We start from the raw sequence: 14,925 nt of genomic DNA on the forward strand, positions 1-14,925 counted from the left end.
GACGTTGTTCTTCTCGGGACATGACCACTCGTCACCCTCACCGCAGTGTTCCGCGCCGCAGTGCGCTCACCGCCCTGGCCGGGCTCGCCGCCGCCGTCCCGCTCGCCGGATGCGGCACCTCCGCCGAACCGGACTCCTCACGTCCGGCGCCCTCCCGGGCCTCGGCGACCGGCCCCGGGGACGGTACGCGAGGGGCGTTCGCCGCCCTGGAGCGGGAGTTCGACGCCCGCCTCGGCGTCCACGCCGTCGACACCGGCAGCGGACAGACCGTCTCCCACCGCCCCGACGACCGCTTCGCGTACGCCTCCACCTGCAAGGCGCTGCTCGCCGCCGCCGTACTCGACCGCACCCCCCTCGCACGGATGGACCGCCGGGTGCGCTTCGGCCCCGACGTCCTCGTCCACCACTCGCCCGTCACCGAGAAGCACCTCACCACCGGCATGACCCTGCGCGAACTGTGCGACGCCACCGTCCGCTTCAGCGACAACGCCGCCGCCAACCTCCTCTTCGAGGAAGTGGGCGGCCCCCGGGGGCTCCAGGCCGCCCTGGCCGCCATCGGCGACCGCGTCACCCGCTGCGACCGGTACGAACCCGACCTCAGCGAGGCCACCCCCGGCGACCTCCGTGACACCAGCACGGCCCGCGCCCTCGCCGCCGATCTGCGGACGTACGTCCTCGGCGACGCCCTCACCGCCGCCCAGCGGACCCTGCTCGCGGACTGGCTCCGGCGCAACACCACAGGTGACGCCCTCATCCGGGCCGGTGCGCCCGAGGGGTGGGTGGTCGGCGACAAGACCGGCAACGGCGGTTACGGGACCCGCAACGACATCGCCGTCCTCTGGCCGCCCCGCCGGGCCCCGATCGTGCTCGCCGTCCTCTCCAGCCGCGACGCCAAGGACGCGGAACACGACGACACCCTCATCGCACGGGCCGCCTCCGTCGCCCTGGAGGTGTTCGAGACGTCCTGAACAAGCCTCTGGCCGTGCGGGCTGTACGAGCCGTGCTGGCCGGAATCCGGCGGCAGGGGGCATTTTTGCCACTGTCCGCTCTGTCGACGGCGCCATAGTTTTGCGGCGTTCGTGACAACCGGACGGGGCAGGGAGCGGCGCGGCATGCCGGCACAGACAGTTCTCTTCGACAGATTCGACGCCCTGGAGGCCCTGGAGGCCCTGGAGGCCCTGGAGGCCCTGGACGCCCTGGGCCCGCACGAGGCCCCATTCGCCGGGACTCTGCTCACCGGCGGTGACCTGACGGTGGAACCGGTCACCGCCGAGGGGCCCCGGAGGGCCGACCTGATCGTGGTCCCGGGGGCGGCCGGACGGATCGACGCCCCCGACGACTCGCCCCTCGCCGCCCGCGTGGAGAGCATCGCCCACCACGCCGGCAGCAGGTGAGCCGCTGAGCCGGGGCGGTCCCGCCCGTGGGACTGCGGACCGCCCCCCGCCCCTCTTTCCGCCAACGACGCCCCGGGAGCCCGTATGACCAAGTTCTTCCTCTCCCTCCACGTACTCGCCGCGATCATCGCTGTCGGCCCGGTCACCGTCGCCGCGAGCATGTTCCCGCCCGCCCTGCGCCAGGCCCTCGCCGCGCCCGGACCACCCGGCGCACCCGGCCCGCTGGTCACCCTGCGGACCCTGCACCGGATCTGCCGGGTGTACGCCGCCGTGGGCATCGCCGTCCCCGTCTTCGGCTTCGCCACCGCGAGCAGTCTCGGCGTCCTCGGCAGCGCCTGGCTGATCACGTCGATCGTGCTCACCGCCGGTGCCGCCGCGATCCTCCTCCTGCTCCTCCTCCCCGGGCAGGAACAGGCCCTCGCCGCCGCCCAGGACGGCGAGACACCCGGACCCGCCGCCTCCGCCGCCCGCCTCGCCCTGCTCACCGGCGTCTTCAACCTGCTCTGGACCGTCGTCACCGTCCTGATGATCGTCAGGCCGGGATCCACCACAGGAGCGTGACTGTGACCGTGTCCTCCCGCCCACCGCCGCGCGTTAGCGTTCCCGTTATGACGGTGATGGCATGACGGTGATGGCGATATGACGGTGGTGGCGGTCCTCGCGCTCGACGGCGTCGTCCCGTTCGAGCTGTCCGTCCCCGGGCAGGTCTTCGGCGTGGCCAACGAGGCCGCCGGGTACGAGCACTACCGGCTGCGGATCTGCGCCCCCGGCCGCCGGGTGGCCACGGCCGACGGCCTCGGCCGGTTCCGGCTGGAGACGGAGTGGGACCTGGACGGGGTCCTCGACGCCGACACCGTGGTGATCCCCGGACACGCGGCCAGCCTGGACGAGCGCCAGCCCGCCGCCGTGGTCGAAGCCCTCCGCGCGGCCGCCGGGCGGGGCGCCCGGCTCGCCTCCGTCTGCGTCGGGGCCTTCACCCTCGCCGCCACCGGGCTGCTCGACGGCCACCGCGCCACCACCCACTGGCTGTACGCGGCCGAACTCGCCCGCCGGCACCCCGCCGTCGAGGTGGACCGGGACAGCCTCTACATCGACAACGGCCCCGTGATCACCTCCGCCGGGGTCGCGGCGGCGCTCGATCTCTGTCTCCACCTCGTCCGCCGCGACCTGGGCGCCGCGCCCGCCGCGAGCACCGCCCGGATGACGGTCATGCCGCTGCACCGGGACGGCGGGCAGAGCCAGTACATCGAGCACCCCGACCCCGAGGCCGGTCCCGGCAGTACGCTCCAGCCCACCCTGCGCTGGATGGAGGCCCGGCTGCGGCACGAACTGACCCTCGGGGACATCGCCCATCACGCCGCGATGAGCATCCGCAGCCTCAACCGCCACTTCCGCGCCCAGACCGGGACCACCCCGCTCCAATGGCTGCTGCGCGCCCGGGTGCACCGCGCCCAGCAACTGCTGGAGACCACGGCCATCCCCGTCGAACGGATCGCGGGGGAGACCGGCTTCGGCTCCCCGTCCACCTTCCGCCAGCACTTCACGCGCCACACCGGGGTCTCCCCGCAGGCGTACCGGGCCGCCTTCCGCGGCCCGGTGCCGGCCCCCGCCCCCTGAGCCGCCGCTTCATCGAAGCCCGTACACCAGGACTCACCAGGACTCACCAGGTCACGGGGAGCGCCGTCAGCCCGCCCGTGACCGTGTTCGCCGTCGCCCGCAGCTCCGACAGCGGCACCGCCGGCCGCAGCGCCGGGAAACGCCGGGCCAGCCGGCCGAAGACGGACCCCAGCTGCGCCCGCGCCAGCTGCGCCCCGACGCAGAAGTGCGTCGCGTACCCGAACGCCAGGCTCGGCCGCGCGCTCTCCCGTACCCGGGTGATGTCGAACCGGTCCGGGTCGGGAAACGCGGCCGGATCCCGGTTGGCCACCCCGTGGAAGATCAGCACCGCGTCCCCGGTCCGGATGGTCACCCCGTCGGTCTCGATGTCCGCGTGCGCGTACCGGACCAGACCGTGGTCGCTGGGGACGCTCATCCGCAGCATCTCCTCCACGGCGCCCGGCACCAGCGAGGGATCGGCGCCCAGCGCCGCGTACTGCTCGGGATGGCGGAGCAGCAGCAGGGCCCCGTAGTCGATCCGGGTCACCGCCGTGTCGTGCCCCGCGAACATCAGCAACATCGTGAGCTGCACGATCTCGGCCTCGGGCAGGCCCTCCAGCGCGGCCAGGTCCGAGATCACATCGTCGGCCGGCCGATCGCGGCGCTGCTCCACCAGCTCCCGGACATAGCTGAACAGCTCGCGCTGGGCGGCCCGCGCGACCTCGGGGGCGTCGAACCGCGCGTACGCCCCCGACCAGGCGCGGAAACGGTCGCGGTCCTCGTACGGGACACCGAACAGCTCGCACATCATCAGCACCGGCAGCGGCTCGGAGACCAGCTGGTGGAGATCGCCGGGCGGGGTCCGGGCCGCCATCGCCTCCAGCAGGCCGTCGACGAGCGCGTCCGCCCGGCCGGCCAGCAGCCGCACCCGCCGGGTGGAGAAGGAGGGCGCGAGCACCTGACGCATCCGCAGATGCCGTTCCCGCTCGGTGACCGGGTCGCCGTACGGCCGGCCCGCGAAGGGCGACGCGGAGACGCGGGGCGCGCGGTCCGGATCGGGGCCGGGGTACGAACGCCCCAGCCGGGGGTCGGCGAAGAGCCGGTACGCGGCATCGTGGCCGGTCACGGCCCAGGCGGTGGCCCCGCTGAGGGTACGGACCTGTCGTACGGGGCCCTCCGCGCGCAGGGCGGCGAACTCCGCCGGGGGGTCGAGGACATTCGCCCGGCGGAACGGCAGCCTCCGCAACCCGCCCCGCTCCGTGCCCCGCTCCGGCTCGCGTTCCCGTTCCCGTTCCGGCTCCCGTTCCCGTTCCCGTTCCGGCTCCCGTTCCGGTTCTCGCTCCGGTTCTCGTTCCGGCTTTCGCTCCGGCTTTCGTTCCGGCCCCTGCTCCAGAAGGTGGTCCGGCATGAACGACTCCCCTTCTCCCCCACCCGGAGGCACGGCCCACCACCCCAGCTGGTTCACCGGCCGCAGCACACACCTCCCCGCGCCCGTATGGCCGGAAATAGACCGTCTGTCCCGGCCTGGATCGATCGCCCGTACGAGAGTCCCTGCCGCCGCACTCACGGCCCCGCCCCCGTGGCCCCCGCAGCCGCGTCCCCTTCCCGTACCCCGCCCGATCACGGCGGAGCTGGGCGTACTCGCTCCCGGAACGGACCGGTAGGTTGCTCATGTGCTGCCCAGAGAACCCTTCCCACCTGCTGTCCGGCCGGCCACCGGGGCGCCGCGCGGACTGCGGCGGTCCGCCCGGCGGGCCCTGTTCGTCCTCCCGGTCTGTCTGCTGACGCTGCTGACGGGCTGTACGACGGAGGCGGACCCGGACCGCCCGGCCGCCACCGGGGCCGCAGGCCAGGCCGGCGGACCGGACAGGGGTGCGCCGGGGGAGAGCGGGGAATCGGCCATCCCCACCGCGCCGGTGAACTCGGACGCCGCCGCGCGGCTCATCCCCGAGAAGGGCGTCTACTTCGGGATCAGCACCCTGAAGACCCCCTTCGCGCCCGAGGAGACCGACCTGGTCGCCGACCGGGCCGGGGTCCGGCCCAACCTGCTGGAGTACTTCGTCAAATGGAACGAGGAGTACCGGCCGGAGGCCGTGGACGCGTCCTATCGACAGAACGCCGTCCCCCTGCTGACCTGGGAGCCCTGGACCTCCCTCGCGGGCGGCACCGAGCAGCCCGCCTACCGGCTGAGCGCCATCACCGAGGGCCGGCACGATCCGTATCTGCGGAAGTTCGCCGAGGACATACGCGAGCACGGGCGGCCGCTGATCCTGCGGTTCGCCCACGAGATGAACGGGACCTGGTTCCCCTGGGCCGAGGCCCGCAACGGCAACAGCCCCGGCGACTATGTGAAGGCGTGGCGGTACGTCCACGACGTGTTCACCGAGGCCGGCGCCGACAACGTGGTCTGGCACTGGAGCCCCAACATCCTGCGTACGGTGGAGGGGACCCGGCTGCGCCCGCTCTACCCGGGCGACCGGTACGTCGATCTCGTCGGCGTCAGCGGCTACCGCAGGAACGAGGCGAGCGCCGGTGAGGTCTTCGACCCGACGCTGAAGGAGATCCGGGAGTTCACCCGGCGGCCGGTCCTGATCGCGGAGACCGGCGCGAAGCCCGGCGTCGAGAAGGCCGGCTGGATAGCGGACTTCTTCCAGTGGCTGGACCGCAACCCGGATGTCGTCGGCTTCGTCTGGTTCGAGCGCGACACCGTCCACGGCGGGAAGCAGGACTGGCGGTTCGCGGAGACCCCGGGCACCCAGCGGGCGTTCAAGGGCGGGCTCGCCTGGGTGGACCTGGCCACGGCGCCCGACGGCGAGCCGGTACGGGTGGGGGACTCACAGCTGGGCGAGTCGGACCGGGAGAAGTCGGGCCTGGGCCGGGCCGGCTGACCGGCCCGTACCCCACCCCGTGACTTCGTACAGTGGGGCGACCGCGTCAGCCGGAGTCCCGGGCGCCCGCCGACACGAGGTCCACGGTCCGGATGCCCTGCTGGAACGCCTCCGTCGTGCGCGGGTCGGCGGTGAACCGCCAGTCCGCCTTGCCGCCCTCCTCCGTATCCCGCTCGAACCAGATGAATCCGGAGATGTCCGGCGTCCGGTTGAGCCAGTCGAAGAAGTCGGCGGTCCACGCGTGCTTGTGCGGGGTCGGCTGCGCCCCCGTCTCGGTGATGAAGATCGGCTGGTCGGTGAATTTCCGCAGCGCCTTCAGGGTGGGCTCGAAGACCGCCGCCGCCTTCTTCTCCTTCACGGCGTACCCGACCATTCCGACCCAGTCCACGTACTCCTTGCCCGGGTAGAGCTGCTCCAGGGAGATGTCCGGCACCGGGCGCAGGATGTTGGGGCTCCAGAGCCAGATGACGTTGCCGGCCCCGGCCTTCTCGAAGATGCCGTGCACATGGCGCCAGACCTTCGCGTACTCACCCAGCTTGTTGTCGTTGTACTGCTCGGACCACGGGTACCACTCGCCGTTCATCTCGTGCGCGAAGCGGATGGCGAGGGGCCAGTCGTGCGCGGCGACGTCCCGGGCGAAGCGCTCGATGTACGCGTCGTGCTTGCCCGCGAGGATGGCGCTCAGCCGGTACTCGGGCTGGTCGGTGCCGCCGTTCTCCTCGCCGCCCCAGGGCTCCCAGGAGAGGACCGGCAGCATTCCCTGCCGGTAGGAAGCGTCGATCGCCTCCGGGTCGAACTCCTCGGTCCACTTCACGAAGTACTCGACCATGGTGGGCCGGGTGCCGGCGGCGGCGGAGACCCGGGTGATCTCCTCCTTGGACCAGGGCGCCTCGTAGGTGCTGACCCCGAAGTGCCGGCCCTCGGGCTTCAGCAGCTCGGCCCGGCTGGGTATCGGGGAGCCGTTCGAGGGCAGCAGCCGGTCGGTGATGCTCCGGTTCTCCGGCCGGCCGAAGCCGGTGAAGGCGGGGTCGGAGTTGGACTGCACCAGCAGATAGACGCCGTAGCTGAGGCCGGAGAGCAGCACCATGTTGAACGCCATCCAGAGCCGCAGCCGGACTCCGGTGCCCCGGTTCCACCAGTGGAGCTTCTTCTTCCGCCGGGTGGGGTCCGGGACCCGGCCCGGGGACCGCCCGCCCGTGGGGGCGTCGCTCTGTACGGCAGACCTTCTAGACACTCATCATCACCGACCCGAACAGCATGGCTCCGCCCAGCAGATAGGGAACGACGACCAGGGGGCTGCGCGCCCGCTCGCCCGCGAAGCTGTCGGCGCGGGTGCCCCAGCTCGCGTTGTGGGCCATCCGGAAGAAGCCGAGCAGGCGCACCGGAAGCAGCAGCAGCGTGTTGATCAGCATGAAGACCGGCAGGAAGAACATGTCGTTCGGCCGGTAGGCGAAGTGCCGGCCGAAGCGGACGGCCATGGAGATCAGCGACATCACGGCGGCCAGCACCAGGATGAAGAGGAGGGCCTGCCAGCCGGCCTCGGGCAGCGGGAGTTCGTTGTAGATGCCGGGGCGGCTGCGCTCGAAGGCGGCCATGCCCCAGGAGGCGAAGGTGCCCAGGAGGACGAAGGGGACCAGGATGTCCGCGATGTAGAAGAGCCAGAGGATCTTCGCGTGGCGCAGCATCCACCAGAACATCCGCAGGCTGTTGTACTGCGAGCCGCGCGCCCAGCGGTACTGCTGCTTGGCCAGCTTCCCCAGCTCCAGCGGGGCGTCCGTGTAGACCAGTGACGTGGACTGGTAGACGGTCTTGTAGCCGGCCTTGAGGGTGTAGTTCGTCAGCGTCCGGTCGTCGCTGACCTCCAGGAACACCCCGAGGAACTTCTCGTTCAGGAAGTCGTGCATGCAGTCGTCGAGTATCCGCTTGCGGAACGCGATGGTCCGGCCGGGCAGACAGCCGACGGTGCCCATGACGCTCATGGCGGGCATCGAGTACTGGCAGCGGACGGACTCCAGCCAGTCGGCCCAGCGGGTGAGCACGGAGCGGCCCGGCTCCAATATGCGCTGGCGGGTGGTCACCCCGCCGACCTCCGGGTCCCGGAACGGCTTGATCAGCTCGGTCAGGGTGTCCTTGGTCCAGATCGTGTCGGAGTCGACGAGGACGGATATCTCACCGGTCGCGTGCTCCAGGCCCACCCGCAGCGCGTTGCGCTTGCCGGGCGTCTCGGTCCACACCCACATGACGTCGAGATCGGCGCAGATCCGTTCCAGGTCCGGATTCCTGCGGCCGTTGATCACGACGATGATCTCGGTGGGCTGCTGCTGGATGATCCGCTGGAGCACGGAGCGGAAGAGGTCCTCCGGCTCGTCCACCACCGGGATGATCACGGAGGTCGTCGCCGAGTGCGGCCGGGTCCAGGGCTTGTAGCGGCGGGCCAGCAGGATGCGCAGCACCCACAGCGCCCAGATCATGGTCATGAAGACGGCGAACGGATAAACCGTCCCGTCGATCCACCATTCCCTGATCTCCAGCAGAAACGCGAGCATGGGCCATTCCCGGAGCGGGCGATCCAGCACTGGGCACGACCGCAGCTGTCCATTTGTGTGAGTAAAAGGGGTAGATGGGGCACGACGCGGCGTCGTGGACGGCAGGTAGAACCGCTACGTTAGCCGGGCAACTGGGTGACAAAGTGCAAAAAATCAGTCATGCCACGCCGTGATCGTTCCACAGATTCACAAGTGTTCTGCAATCGATGCGGAACAGAAACCCCTTCGACCACAACTGGTCGGATCGATCCCCGGCGGCCCGGCCCGGCCGCTGCCGTACGAGAGCGCTCCGGCCGCCCCCGCCGCCCCGGTCCCCCTCAGTGCCCCCGCCCCCGCCCCCGCCGCCCCGGCCCCCCGTCGCCCCCTCGGTCTCCCCGCCCGCGCCTCAGTCCTCTCCCGCGTACGCGTACTGGCTCGACTGGACCCGGTACATCCGGCGGAACGCCCCGCCCGCCGGCCGCATCAGCTCCTCGAACGAGCCGTGCTCGATCACCCGGCCCCGCTCCAGGACGTAGATCTCGTCGGCGTGCCGGACGCTGTGCAGCCGGTGGGTGATGAGGACGACCGTCTGCCCCTCGGCGGCGAGTGCCCGGATCTGGTCGAAGACCCGCTGCTCCGCCTCCGCGTCCAGGGCGCTGGTGGGCTCGTCCACCACCAGGATCCGGGCGTCCCGGTGCCGGGCGCGGGCGATGCCCAGGCGCTGCCACTGGCCGCCGGAGATCTGGTGCCCGCCCTTGTACCCCCGGGCGAGCAGGGTGTCCCAGCCGTGCGGGAGCGACCCGATCGTCTGGTCCGCGCCCGCGTACCGCGCCGCCGCGTCCAGCCGGTCGTCGTCGTACGGCGCCTCCGGCCGGCCGATCGCCACATTGATACGGGCGGTGAACGGCCAGCGGTAGAAGTCCTGCGCCACCACGGCGATCCGGTCGAACAGCTCGGCCCGGTCCGCCTCCGCCGCGTCCACCCCGTCCCACATGATCCGGCCCGAGTCGGGCGCGTAGAGCCCGCAGAGCAGCTTGGCCAGGGTGGACTTGCCGCTGCCGTTGTTGCCGACGAGGGCGATGATCCGGCCCGCCGGGATGGTGACGTCCACATCGTCGAGCGCCGGCTCGCCGTCCTCGCCGGGGTAGGTGAAGGAGACCTTCTCGAAGCGGATGGTCCCCACCTCCCGGGGCAGGGTGCGGCCTGTGGGCGGGATCAGCCGCCGGTCCGCCTCCTCGCAGAGCCGCTCCAGGTCGGCGACGAACAGGCTCTCCTCGTAGAGGTAGTTGAGCTGGACGACCAGCGCCTCCAGATTGGTGGAGCCGGTGCGGATGGCGATGACCGCCGTGCCCGCCACGGCGAGATCCATGGCGCCGGTCCACAGCAGCAGCCCGAGGGTCCCGTACGCGCCGGCCGTGGTCAGCCCCGTCCACCCGGAGGCGATCAGTCCGGTACGGGCGGCGAGCCGCGCCAGCCGGGTCTGTTCCCTCTCGCCGGTCTCGGCCATGGTCCGGAAGTGCCGCAGCAGGAACGGGCCGATGTTGTGCACCCGGACCTCGGGGGCCGCCTGTGCGTCCGTGAGCAGCCGCCCCAGCAGCTGGCCGGCGCGCGCGTGCTGCACCCAGATATGGAAGGAGACGTACCGGCGGCGGGCGATCGTCAGCGAACTCCACGCGCTGGGCAGGGTCATCAGCACCAGCAGCGGCAGCAGCGCCGGATGCAGCACCGTCAGCACCCCGGCCGCCGCGATCAGCGAGATCGCGGCGGTGACCACCGACGTACAGAACTTGATCATCCGGCGGGCGGACTCGGCGCCCCACTGCGCCGAGTCCAGCAGCTTGTGGAACTCCTCGTCCTCCACGGCGGTCAGCTCGACCCGCGCCACCCGGCCCAGATACTCCTCGGTCGCCACCCGGAACACCTTGGGCTCCAGCCGGCCCGTACCCGCCGTGGACGCGGACCGCAGCAGCGCGCCGATCAGCGCCGTGACCGCCACCGCGATCAGGGCGGGCCCGGCGGCGACGAGTCTTTCGCTCGTGTCGCCGGGGGCCAGCACCTGGACGAGGACCTGGTTGACCGCCACCAGACCGACCGCCTGGGCGATGCCGCCGCCCAGCTCGGCACCCGCCACCCGGCGCAGGGCGCGCGGGTCGGCGCGGTGGGCCAGCCGGACTGTGGAGGCGATCAGCCGGGGCATCCGGGCGATCATGGTGCGGAGGTTCAGCTCCAGGAACGAGCCCGTGTGCTGGTCCCAGCCGGCGTCGTAGCGGAGCGGGCCGCCGAAGAGCAGCCGCTCGGACTCCGAGACCTCCCCGGTGTCCGGCGCGGGGCCCGGGCCCCGGCCGCCCTTCCGCCGCCCGGCCCGCCGGCCCCGGCGGCCGCCGGCAGCACCGCCGGAGCCGGCGGGAGGAGCGGCGGAGCCCGCCGGGACGGACTCCACGGGGTCCGGCTTCCCCCCACTCCTCCCTCGCTCCCCGCCCTCGCCCTTCTCGCCTTTCTCCGCTTTCTCCGCCTTCTGCGCCTCAGACGTGTCTTCCGTCCGCTGTGTCATACGACCCCGTCCCGCGCTGTCCCTGGCCCCTGGCTCAGGCCCAACGCGGCCGGTCACCGTCGCGTCACGGGTCAATGCCTCAATGGGGGGTGGGCTCCGGGTGGCCGGTGGCACTGGGGGCACTGGGGCCCCGGAAGCACGCTCCCCGCCCGCGCGGGCAGTGCGTCCGCTTCCGGGCCGCCACCCGGCGCGCGGCGCCCACCGCGCCCGGGTCCCACGATTCGTCCGACCGCCGGCGCAGCCGGTACGCGCGGCCCTCCCGCCCCACGGAAGCCCCCCGCCGGGCCCGCCCTCTCCGTCCCGCCTGGTCCGCCTGCCCTGTCCGGCCCGTCCGTCCTGTCGGCACCATCGGCTCCGCCCGTCCCGTCCGCGTCATCGGTCCGCTCCTTCCGCCCGGGCCGGTCGACCCCGCCGCCCCGGCCGACTCGTCCGTTCCTGGCTGGTCCGTCCTTGTCCCGTCCGTCCCTGTCCCGTCCGTCCGTGTCCGGCCGTACGGTTCATTTCGCGTCCGCGTAGCACTCCACCACCGCCGTCGTCATGGGAAACCTGACCGGGGTCCTGCCGAACGTCACCTCTCCCGCGACCTCACCCGCCCTCGCGATCGCCGCGACCACCGCCGGGGCCTCCTCGGCCGGGCAGTGCACGATCACCTCGTCGTGCTGGAAGAAGACCAGCTCCGCCCGCATCCCCGCGAGGGACCGCCGCACCGCCGCGAGCAGCACCAGCGCCCAGTCCGCCGCGCTGCCCTGCACGACGAAGTTCCGCGTGAACCGGCCCCGCGCCCGCGCGTCGGCGGAGGCATAGCCGGGGACGAATCCCGTGCCCGTGCCCGCGTCGGCGGTGGCCGAGGGCTCCTCCGGCGCCTCCTGCGGGATGCCCGCCTCGCCCGCCGCGTCGTCGTCCCCGACCGCGCGGGGGCTGGTCCGCCCGAGCCAGGTCCGCACCAGGCGGCCCTCCTCGCCCGCCCGCGCCGCCTCGTCCACATGGGCCACCGCCGCCGGGAACCGGCGCCGCAGCGCCGCCAGGTTCTTCAGGCCGTCGCCCGAGGTCTGGCCGTAGATCGCGCCGAGCAGCGCCAGCTTGGCCTGCTCGCGGTCGCCCGAGAAGGCGCGGTCGGACAGGGCGGTGTAGAGATCGCCGCCGTGGCCCGCCAGCTCCATCAGACCGGGGTCGCGGGAGACCGCCGCCAGCACCCTCGGCTCCATCTGGTCGACATCGGCGACCACCAGCCGCCAGCCCTCGTCCGCGACGACCGCACGCCGTATCACGCGGGGAATCTGGAGCGCGCCGCCGCCCTGCGTGGTCCACCGGCCCGAGACCGTGCCGCCGGGCACATAGACGGGCCGGAACCGGCCCTCCCGCACCCAGTCCTGGAGCCAGCCCCAGCCGTGCGCCACCCAGATGCGGTACAGCTTCTTGTACTCCAGCAGCGGCCGCACGGCCGGGTGGTCGACCTCCTCCAGCTCCCACCGGCGGGTCGACCGCAGCCGCACCCCCGCCCCCGCGAACGCCTTGATCACATCGGCCGCCAGCTCCGGCCGCACCCGCCGCCCGAACGCGGCCGACACCTCGTCCGCCAGCTCCGCCAGACGGCGCGGCTCGCCACCGCCCGCGTACCGCTCGCCCAGCAGCTCGCCGAGGACCCGGCGGTGCACATCGGCCCGCCAGGGCAGCCCCGCCCGGAACATCTCGCCGGCCACCAGGGTGCCCGCCGACTCGGCGGCCGTCAGCAGCCGCATCCGCCCCGGGTGCTCGGCGGCGTCATGGCGGCGCTGCTGCTCCGCGTACACCTCCAGGAGGGACTCCAGCGGGAGCGGCACCGGCTGCGGATCGAAGAGGGAGGACTGCGCCCCGGGCTCCGCCGACCGCGGGGGCGGATCCGGCGGGACGGGACCGCCGCGCAGCCGGGCGAGCGCCGCGGCGGCGGAGCGGGGCTCCCCGAGCCGCCCCTCGTGCCCCAGCAGCAGCTGCTCGGCCGCCTCGATGTCGTAGCACCGCTCGACGTGGACCCCGGCGGCCAGCAGCCGGGGGTGGATCCCGGCGGTCGACCGCCAGACCCAGCGCTCCACGTCCGGCCGCGCGCGGACCGCCGTGACCAGGTCGGGCTCCCTGAGCACCGGGCCGGCGGGCAGGCCGGCGGGGCCGAGCGGGACGAGCCGCGCCCCGCCGTCCTCCTCCGCCGCCACGGCCCACCGGACCCTCGTATCGCTCATGGGTTCGATTCTGGCAGGGGGGTCTGACAATGCCCGGCGGCCCGGCCGGCGGTCCACCCGTACGAGTGAGCGCGCGCGGGAGTGGCCGGCCCGGTCCGCCGGCTCTCAGTCCAGGGCGCGGACCACCCGGGCCGGATTGCCCACCGCCAGGACCCCGGCGGGCAGGTCCTTGGCCACGACCGACCCCGCCCCCACGACGGTGTTCTCACCGATCGTCACCCCGGGGCAGACGATCACCCCGCCGCCCAGCCACACGTTGTCGCCGATGGTGATCGGCAGCCCCTTCTCCCAGCCGGCCCGGCGGCGTTCGGTGTCCAGCTCGTGCGCGGGCGTGAGCAGCTGCACGTTCGGGCCGATCTGGACATCGGAGCCGATGGTGATGGGGGCGGTGTCCAGGAGGACCGCTCCGACGTTCATGAAGGTGCGGTCCCCGACGGTGATGCCGTAGCCGTAGTCGCAGAAGAAGGGCGGCCGGATCCGGACGTCCTCCCCGACCGACGCGAACAGCTCGGCCAGGATCGCGTTCCGGTCCTCCCGCGCGGCGGCCCCGTACGCGGCGCACAGCTCGTCCCGGCGCAGGGTGTCCGCCGCCAGTTCGGCATCGTCGGGGAGGTACCAGTCGCCCGCCAGCATGCGTTCCTTGTTCACGCCCATGTGCTTCTCCTCCTGGATACGGGACTCGGGTACGGACTCGGATAGGGATACGGGTCGTCGTCCGTCGGTCTACCCCCGGTTCACCTGTTCCGACCGGCCCGCCGCACCAGTGCCTCGCCCAGCAGCGCGGCCGTCTTCGCGACGACGGGGTGGTCGGGGTCGGGCGTGTGGGGGTGGCCCGGCTTGGTCGTCATCACCACCAGGACGAGGGGCGTGCCCTCGGGCGTCCAGGCGACGCCCGCGTCGTTGTTGGTGCCGTACGTGCGGCTGGCGCCGGTCTTCTCGCCGAGCGTCCAGTCCACCGGCAGGCCCTTGCGGAGCCGCTTCTCACCGGTGGTGCTGGACGTGAGCCACCCCGTCAGCCGCCGCAGGTCCGGCCCGGCCAGGGCGCCACCGAGGACCAGCTCGGCGTAGGTGCCGCCGATGGCGCGCGGGCTGGTGGTGTCCTCCACGCGCCCGGGTTCGGAGGAGTTCAGCTGCGGCTCCCAGCGGTCCAGCCGGGTCACCCGGTCCCCCAGCGAACGGCAGAACGAGGTGATCGCGGACGGACCGCCCAGCTCGCGCAGGAGCAGATTGGCGGCGGTGTTGTCGCTGTGGCGGACGGCGGCGGCGCACAGCTCCACGACCGTCATCCCGGTGGCCACGTGCTCCTTGGTGATGGGGGAGTCCTCGACGACCTCGTCCAGGGTGTACCGGATCCGGCGGGCCAGGAACTCGCTGTCGTGGTAGCGCAGGACGGCCGCCGCGGCGACCGTCTTGAAGAGGGAACACATCGGGAACAGCTCGTCCGCGCGGTGGACCACGGTCCGGCCGGTGGCCGGATTATGGCCGTAGACGCCGATCCGCGCGGAGTGCTCCTGCTCCAGCGCGCTCAGCTGTTCGCGCCATCGCGCGGGGATTTCCTCCCGCTGTGGCGCCCGGGCGGGCCCGGCGGCCCGCGCGGTTCCGGCGGTTCCCGCGGCCACGGTGGTGGCGGCCAGTGCCGTCCCGGCGGTGAGCAGCGAACGGCGGGACGGGCGGGGGCTGTTCGACCGGCGGATCATCCACATCTCCCAGGGGTTGTCATGATCGATCGACGCAGAGGAAGAGCCCGGTTCGGCGCCG

At 72.8% G+C, this 14,925-nt stretch carries 12 protein-coding genes; 5 read left to right on the forward strand and 7 right to left on the reverse strand.

Translation table 11 applies throughout. The features are described 5' to 3' along the window. Window positions 1-20 precede the first annotated feature (20 nt). The 4 genes from bla (SYYSPA8_RS17240) to SYYSPA8_RS17255 all read left to right on the forward strand — a co-directional run bounded on the left by bla (SYYSPA8_RS17240) (window position 21) and on the right by SYYSPA8_RS17255 (window position 3,011). Complete coding sequence (gene bla, locus SYYSPA8_RS17240) at window positions 21-968, forward strand: class A beta-lactamase (RefSeq protein ID WP_323448068.1); 948 nt, start codon at window positions 21-23, stop codon at window positions 966-968. Window positions 969-1,112: 144 nt separating this feature from the next. Beyond that, window positions 1,113-1,394 (forward strand): hypothetical protein, encoded by a 282-nt coding sequence (locus SYYSPA8_RS17245; RefSeq protein ID WP_323448069.1) that lies wholly within the window; start codon window positions 1,113-1,115, stop codon window positions 1,392-1,394. Between the two features lie 84 nt (window positions 1,395-1,478). Further along, window positions 1,479-1,955 (forward strand): hypothetical protein, encoded by a 477-nt coding sequence (locus SYYSPA8_RS17250; protein ID WP_323448070.1) that lies wholly within the window; start codon window positions 1,479-1,481, stop codon window positions 1,953-1,955. 78 nt (window positions 1,956-2,033) lie between these two features. Next, a complete protein-coding gene (locus tag SYYSPA8_RS17255; protein ID WP_323448071.1) occupies window positions 2,034-3,011 on the forward strand; it encodes a GlxA family transcriptional regulator in 978 nt (325 codons plus the stop codon). Between the two features lie 43 nt (window positions 3,012-3,054). Here SYYSPA8_RS17255 and SYYSPA8_RS17260 read toward each other — a convergent pair whose 3' ends face one another. After that, on the reverse strand, window positions 3,055-4,398 hold the full coding sequence (locus SYYSPA8_RS17260) for a cytochrome P450 (protein ID WP_323448072.1): 1,344 nt from the start codon (window positions 4,396-4,398) through the stop codon (window positions 3,055-3,057). Window positions 4,399-4,663: 265 nt separating this feature from the next. Between SYYSPA8_RS17260 and SYYSPA8_RS17265 the strand changes: the two genes are divergently transcribed. Beyond that, window positions 4,664-5,878 carry a glycoside hydrolase family 26 protein gene (locus SYYSPA8_RS17265; RefSeq protein ID WP_323448073.1) on the forward strand — a complete coding sequence of 405 codons (1,215 nt, stop codon included), beginning with the start codon at window positions 4,664-4,666 and terminating at the stop codon, window positions 5,876-5,878. Window positions 5,879-5,924: 46 nt separating this feature from the next. On the opposite strand, the gene SYYSPA8_RS17270 is transcribed toward SYYSPA8_RS17265, so the two are convergent. From SYYSPA8_RS17270 to bla (SYYSPA8_RS17295), 6 genes are all read right to left on the reverse strand, one after another. Then, on the reverse strand, window positions 5,925-7,112 hold the full coding sequence (locus SYYSPA8_RS17270; protein ID WP_323448074.1) for a glycoside hydrolase family 26 protein: 1,188 nt from the start codon (window positions 7,110-7,112) through the stop codon (window positions 5,925-5,927). Next, on the reverse strand, window positions 7,105-8,424 hold the full coding sequence (locus SYYSPA8_RS17275; protein WP_323448075.1) for a glycosyltransferase family 2 protein: 1,320 nt from the start codon (window positions 8,422-8,424) through the stop codon (window positions 7,105-7,107). Before SYYSPA8_RS17275 ends, SYYSPA8_RS17270 begins: the two co-directional genes overlap by 8 nt. Before the next feature lie 385 nt (window positions 8,425-8,809). After that, window positions 8,810-10,612, reverse strand: a complete 1,803-nt coding sequence (locus SYYSPA8_RS17280; protein ID WP_323448160.1) for an ABC transporter ATP-binding protein — start codon at window positions 10,610-10,612, stop codon at window positions 8,810-8,812. Between the two features lie 839 nt (window positions 10,613-11,451). Beyond that, on the reverse strand, window positions 11,452-13,167 hold the full coding sequence (locus SYYSPA8_RS17285; RefSeq protein ID WP_323448076.1) for a bifunctional 3'-5' exonuclease/DNA polymerase: 1,716 nt from the start codon (window positions 13,165-13,167) through the stop codon (window positions 11,452-11,454). Between the two features lie 105 nt (window positions 13,168-13,272). Beyond that, window positions 13,273-13,821 carry a sugar O-acetyltransferase gene (locus SYYSPA8_RS17290; protein ID WP_323448077.1) on the reverse strand — a complete coding sequence of 183 codons (549 nt, stop codon included), beginning with the start codon at window positions 13,819-13,821 and terminating at the stop codon, window positions 13,273-13,275. A gap of 80 nt (window positions 13,822-13,901) precedes the next feature. Then, complete coding sequence (bla, locus tag SYYSPA8_RS17295; RefSeq protein ID WP_323448078.1) at window positions 13,902-14,864, reverse strand: class A beta-lactamase; 963 nt, start codon at window positions 14,862-14,864, stop codon at window positions 13,902-13,904. Window positions 14,865-14,925: the final 61 nt, after the last annotated feature.

The sequence above is a fragment of the Streptomyces yaizuensis genome (genome assembly GCF_034961445.1).
GTDB classification, from domain to species: Bacteria; Actinomycetota; Actinomycetes; order Streptomycetales; family Streptomycetaceae; genus Streptomyces; species Streptomyces yaizuensis.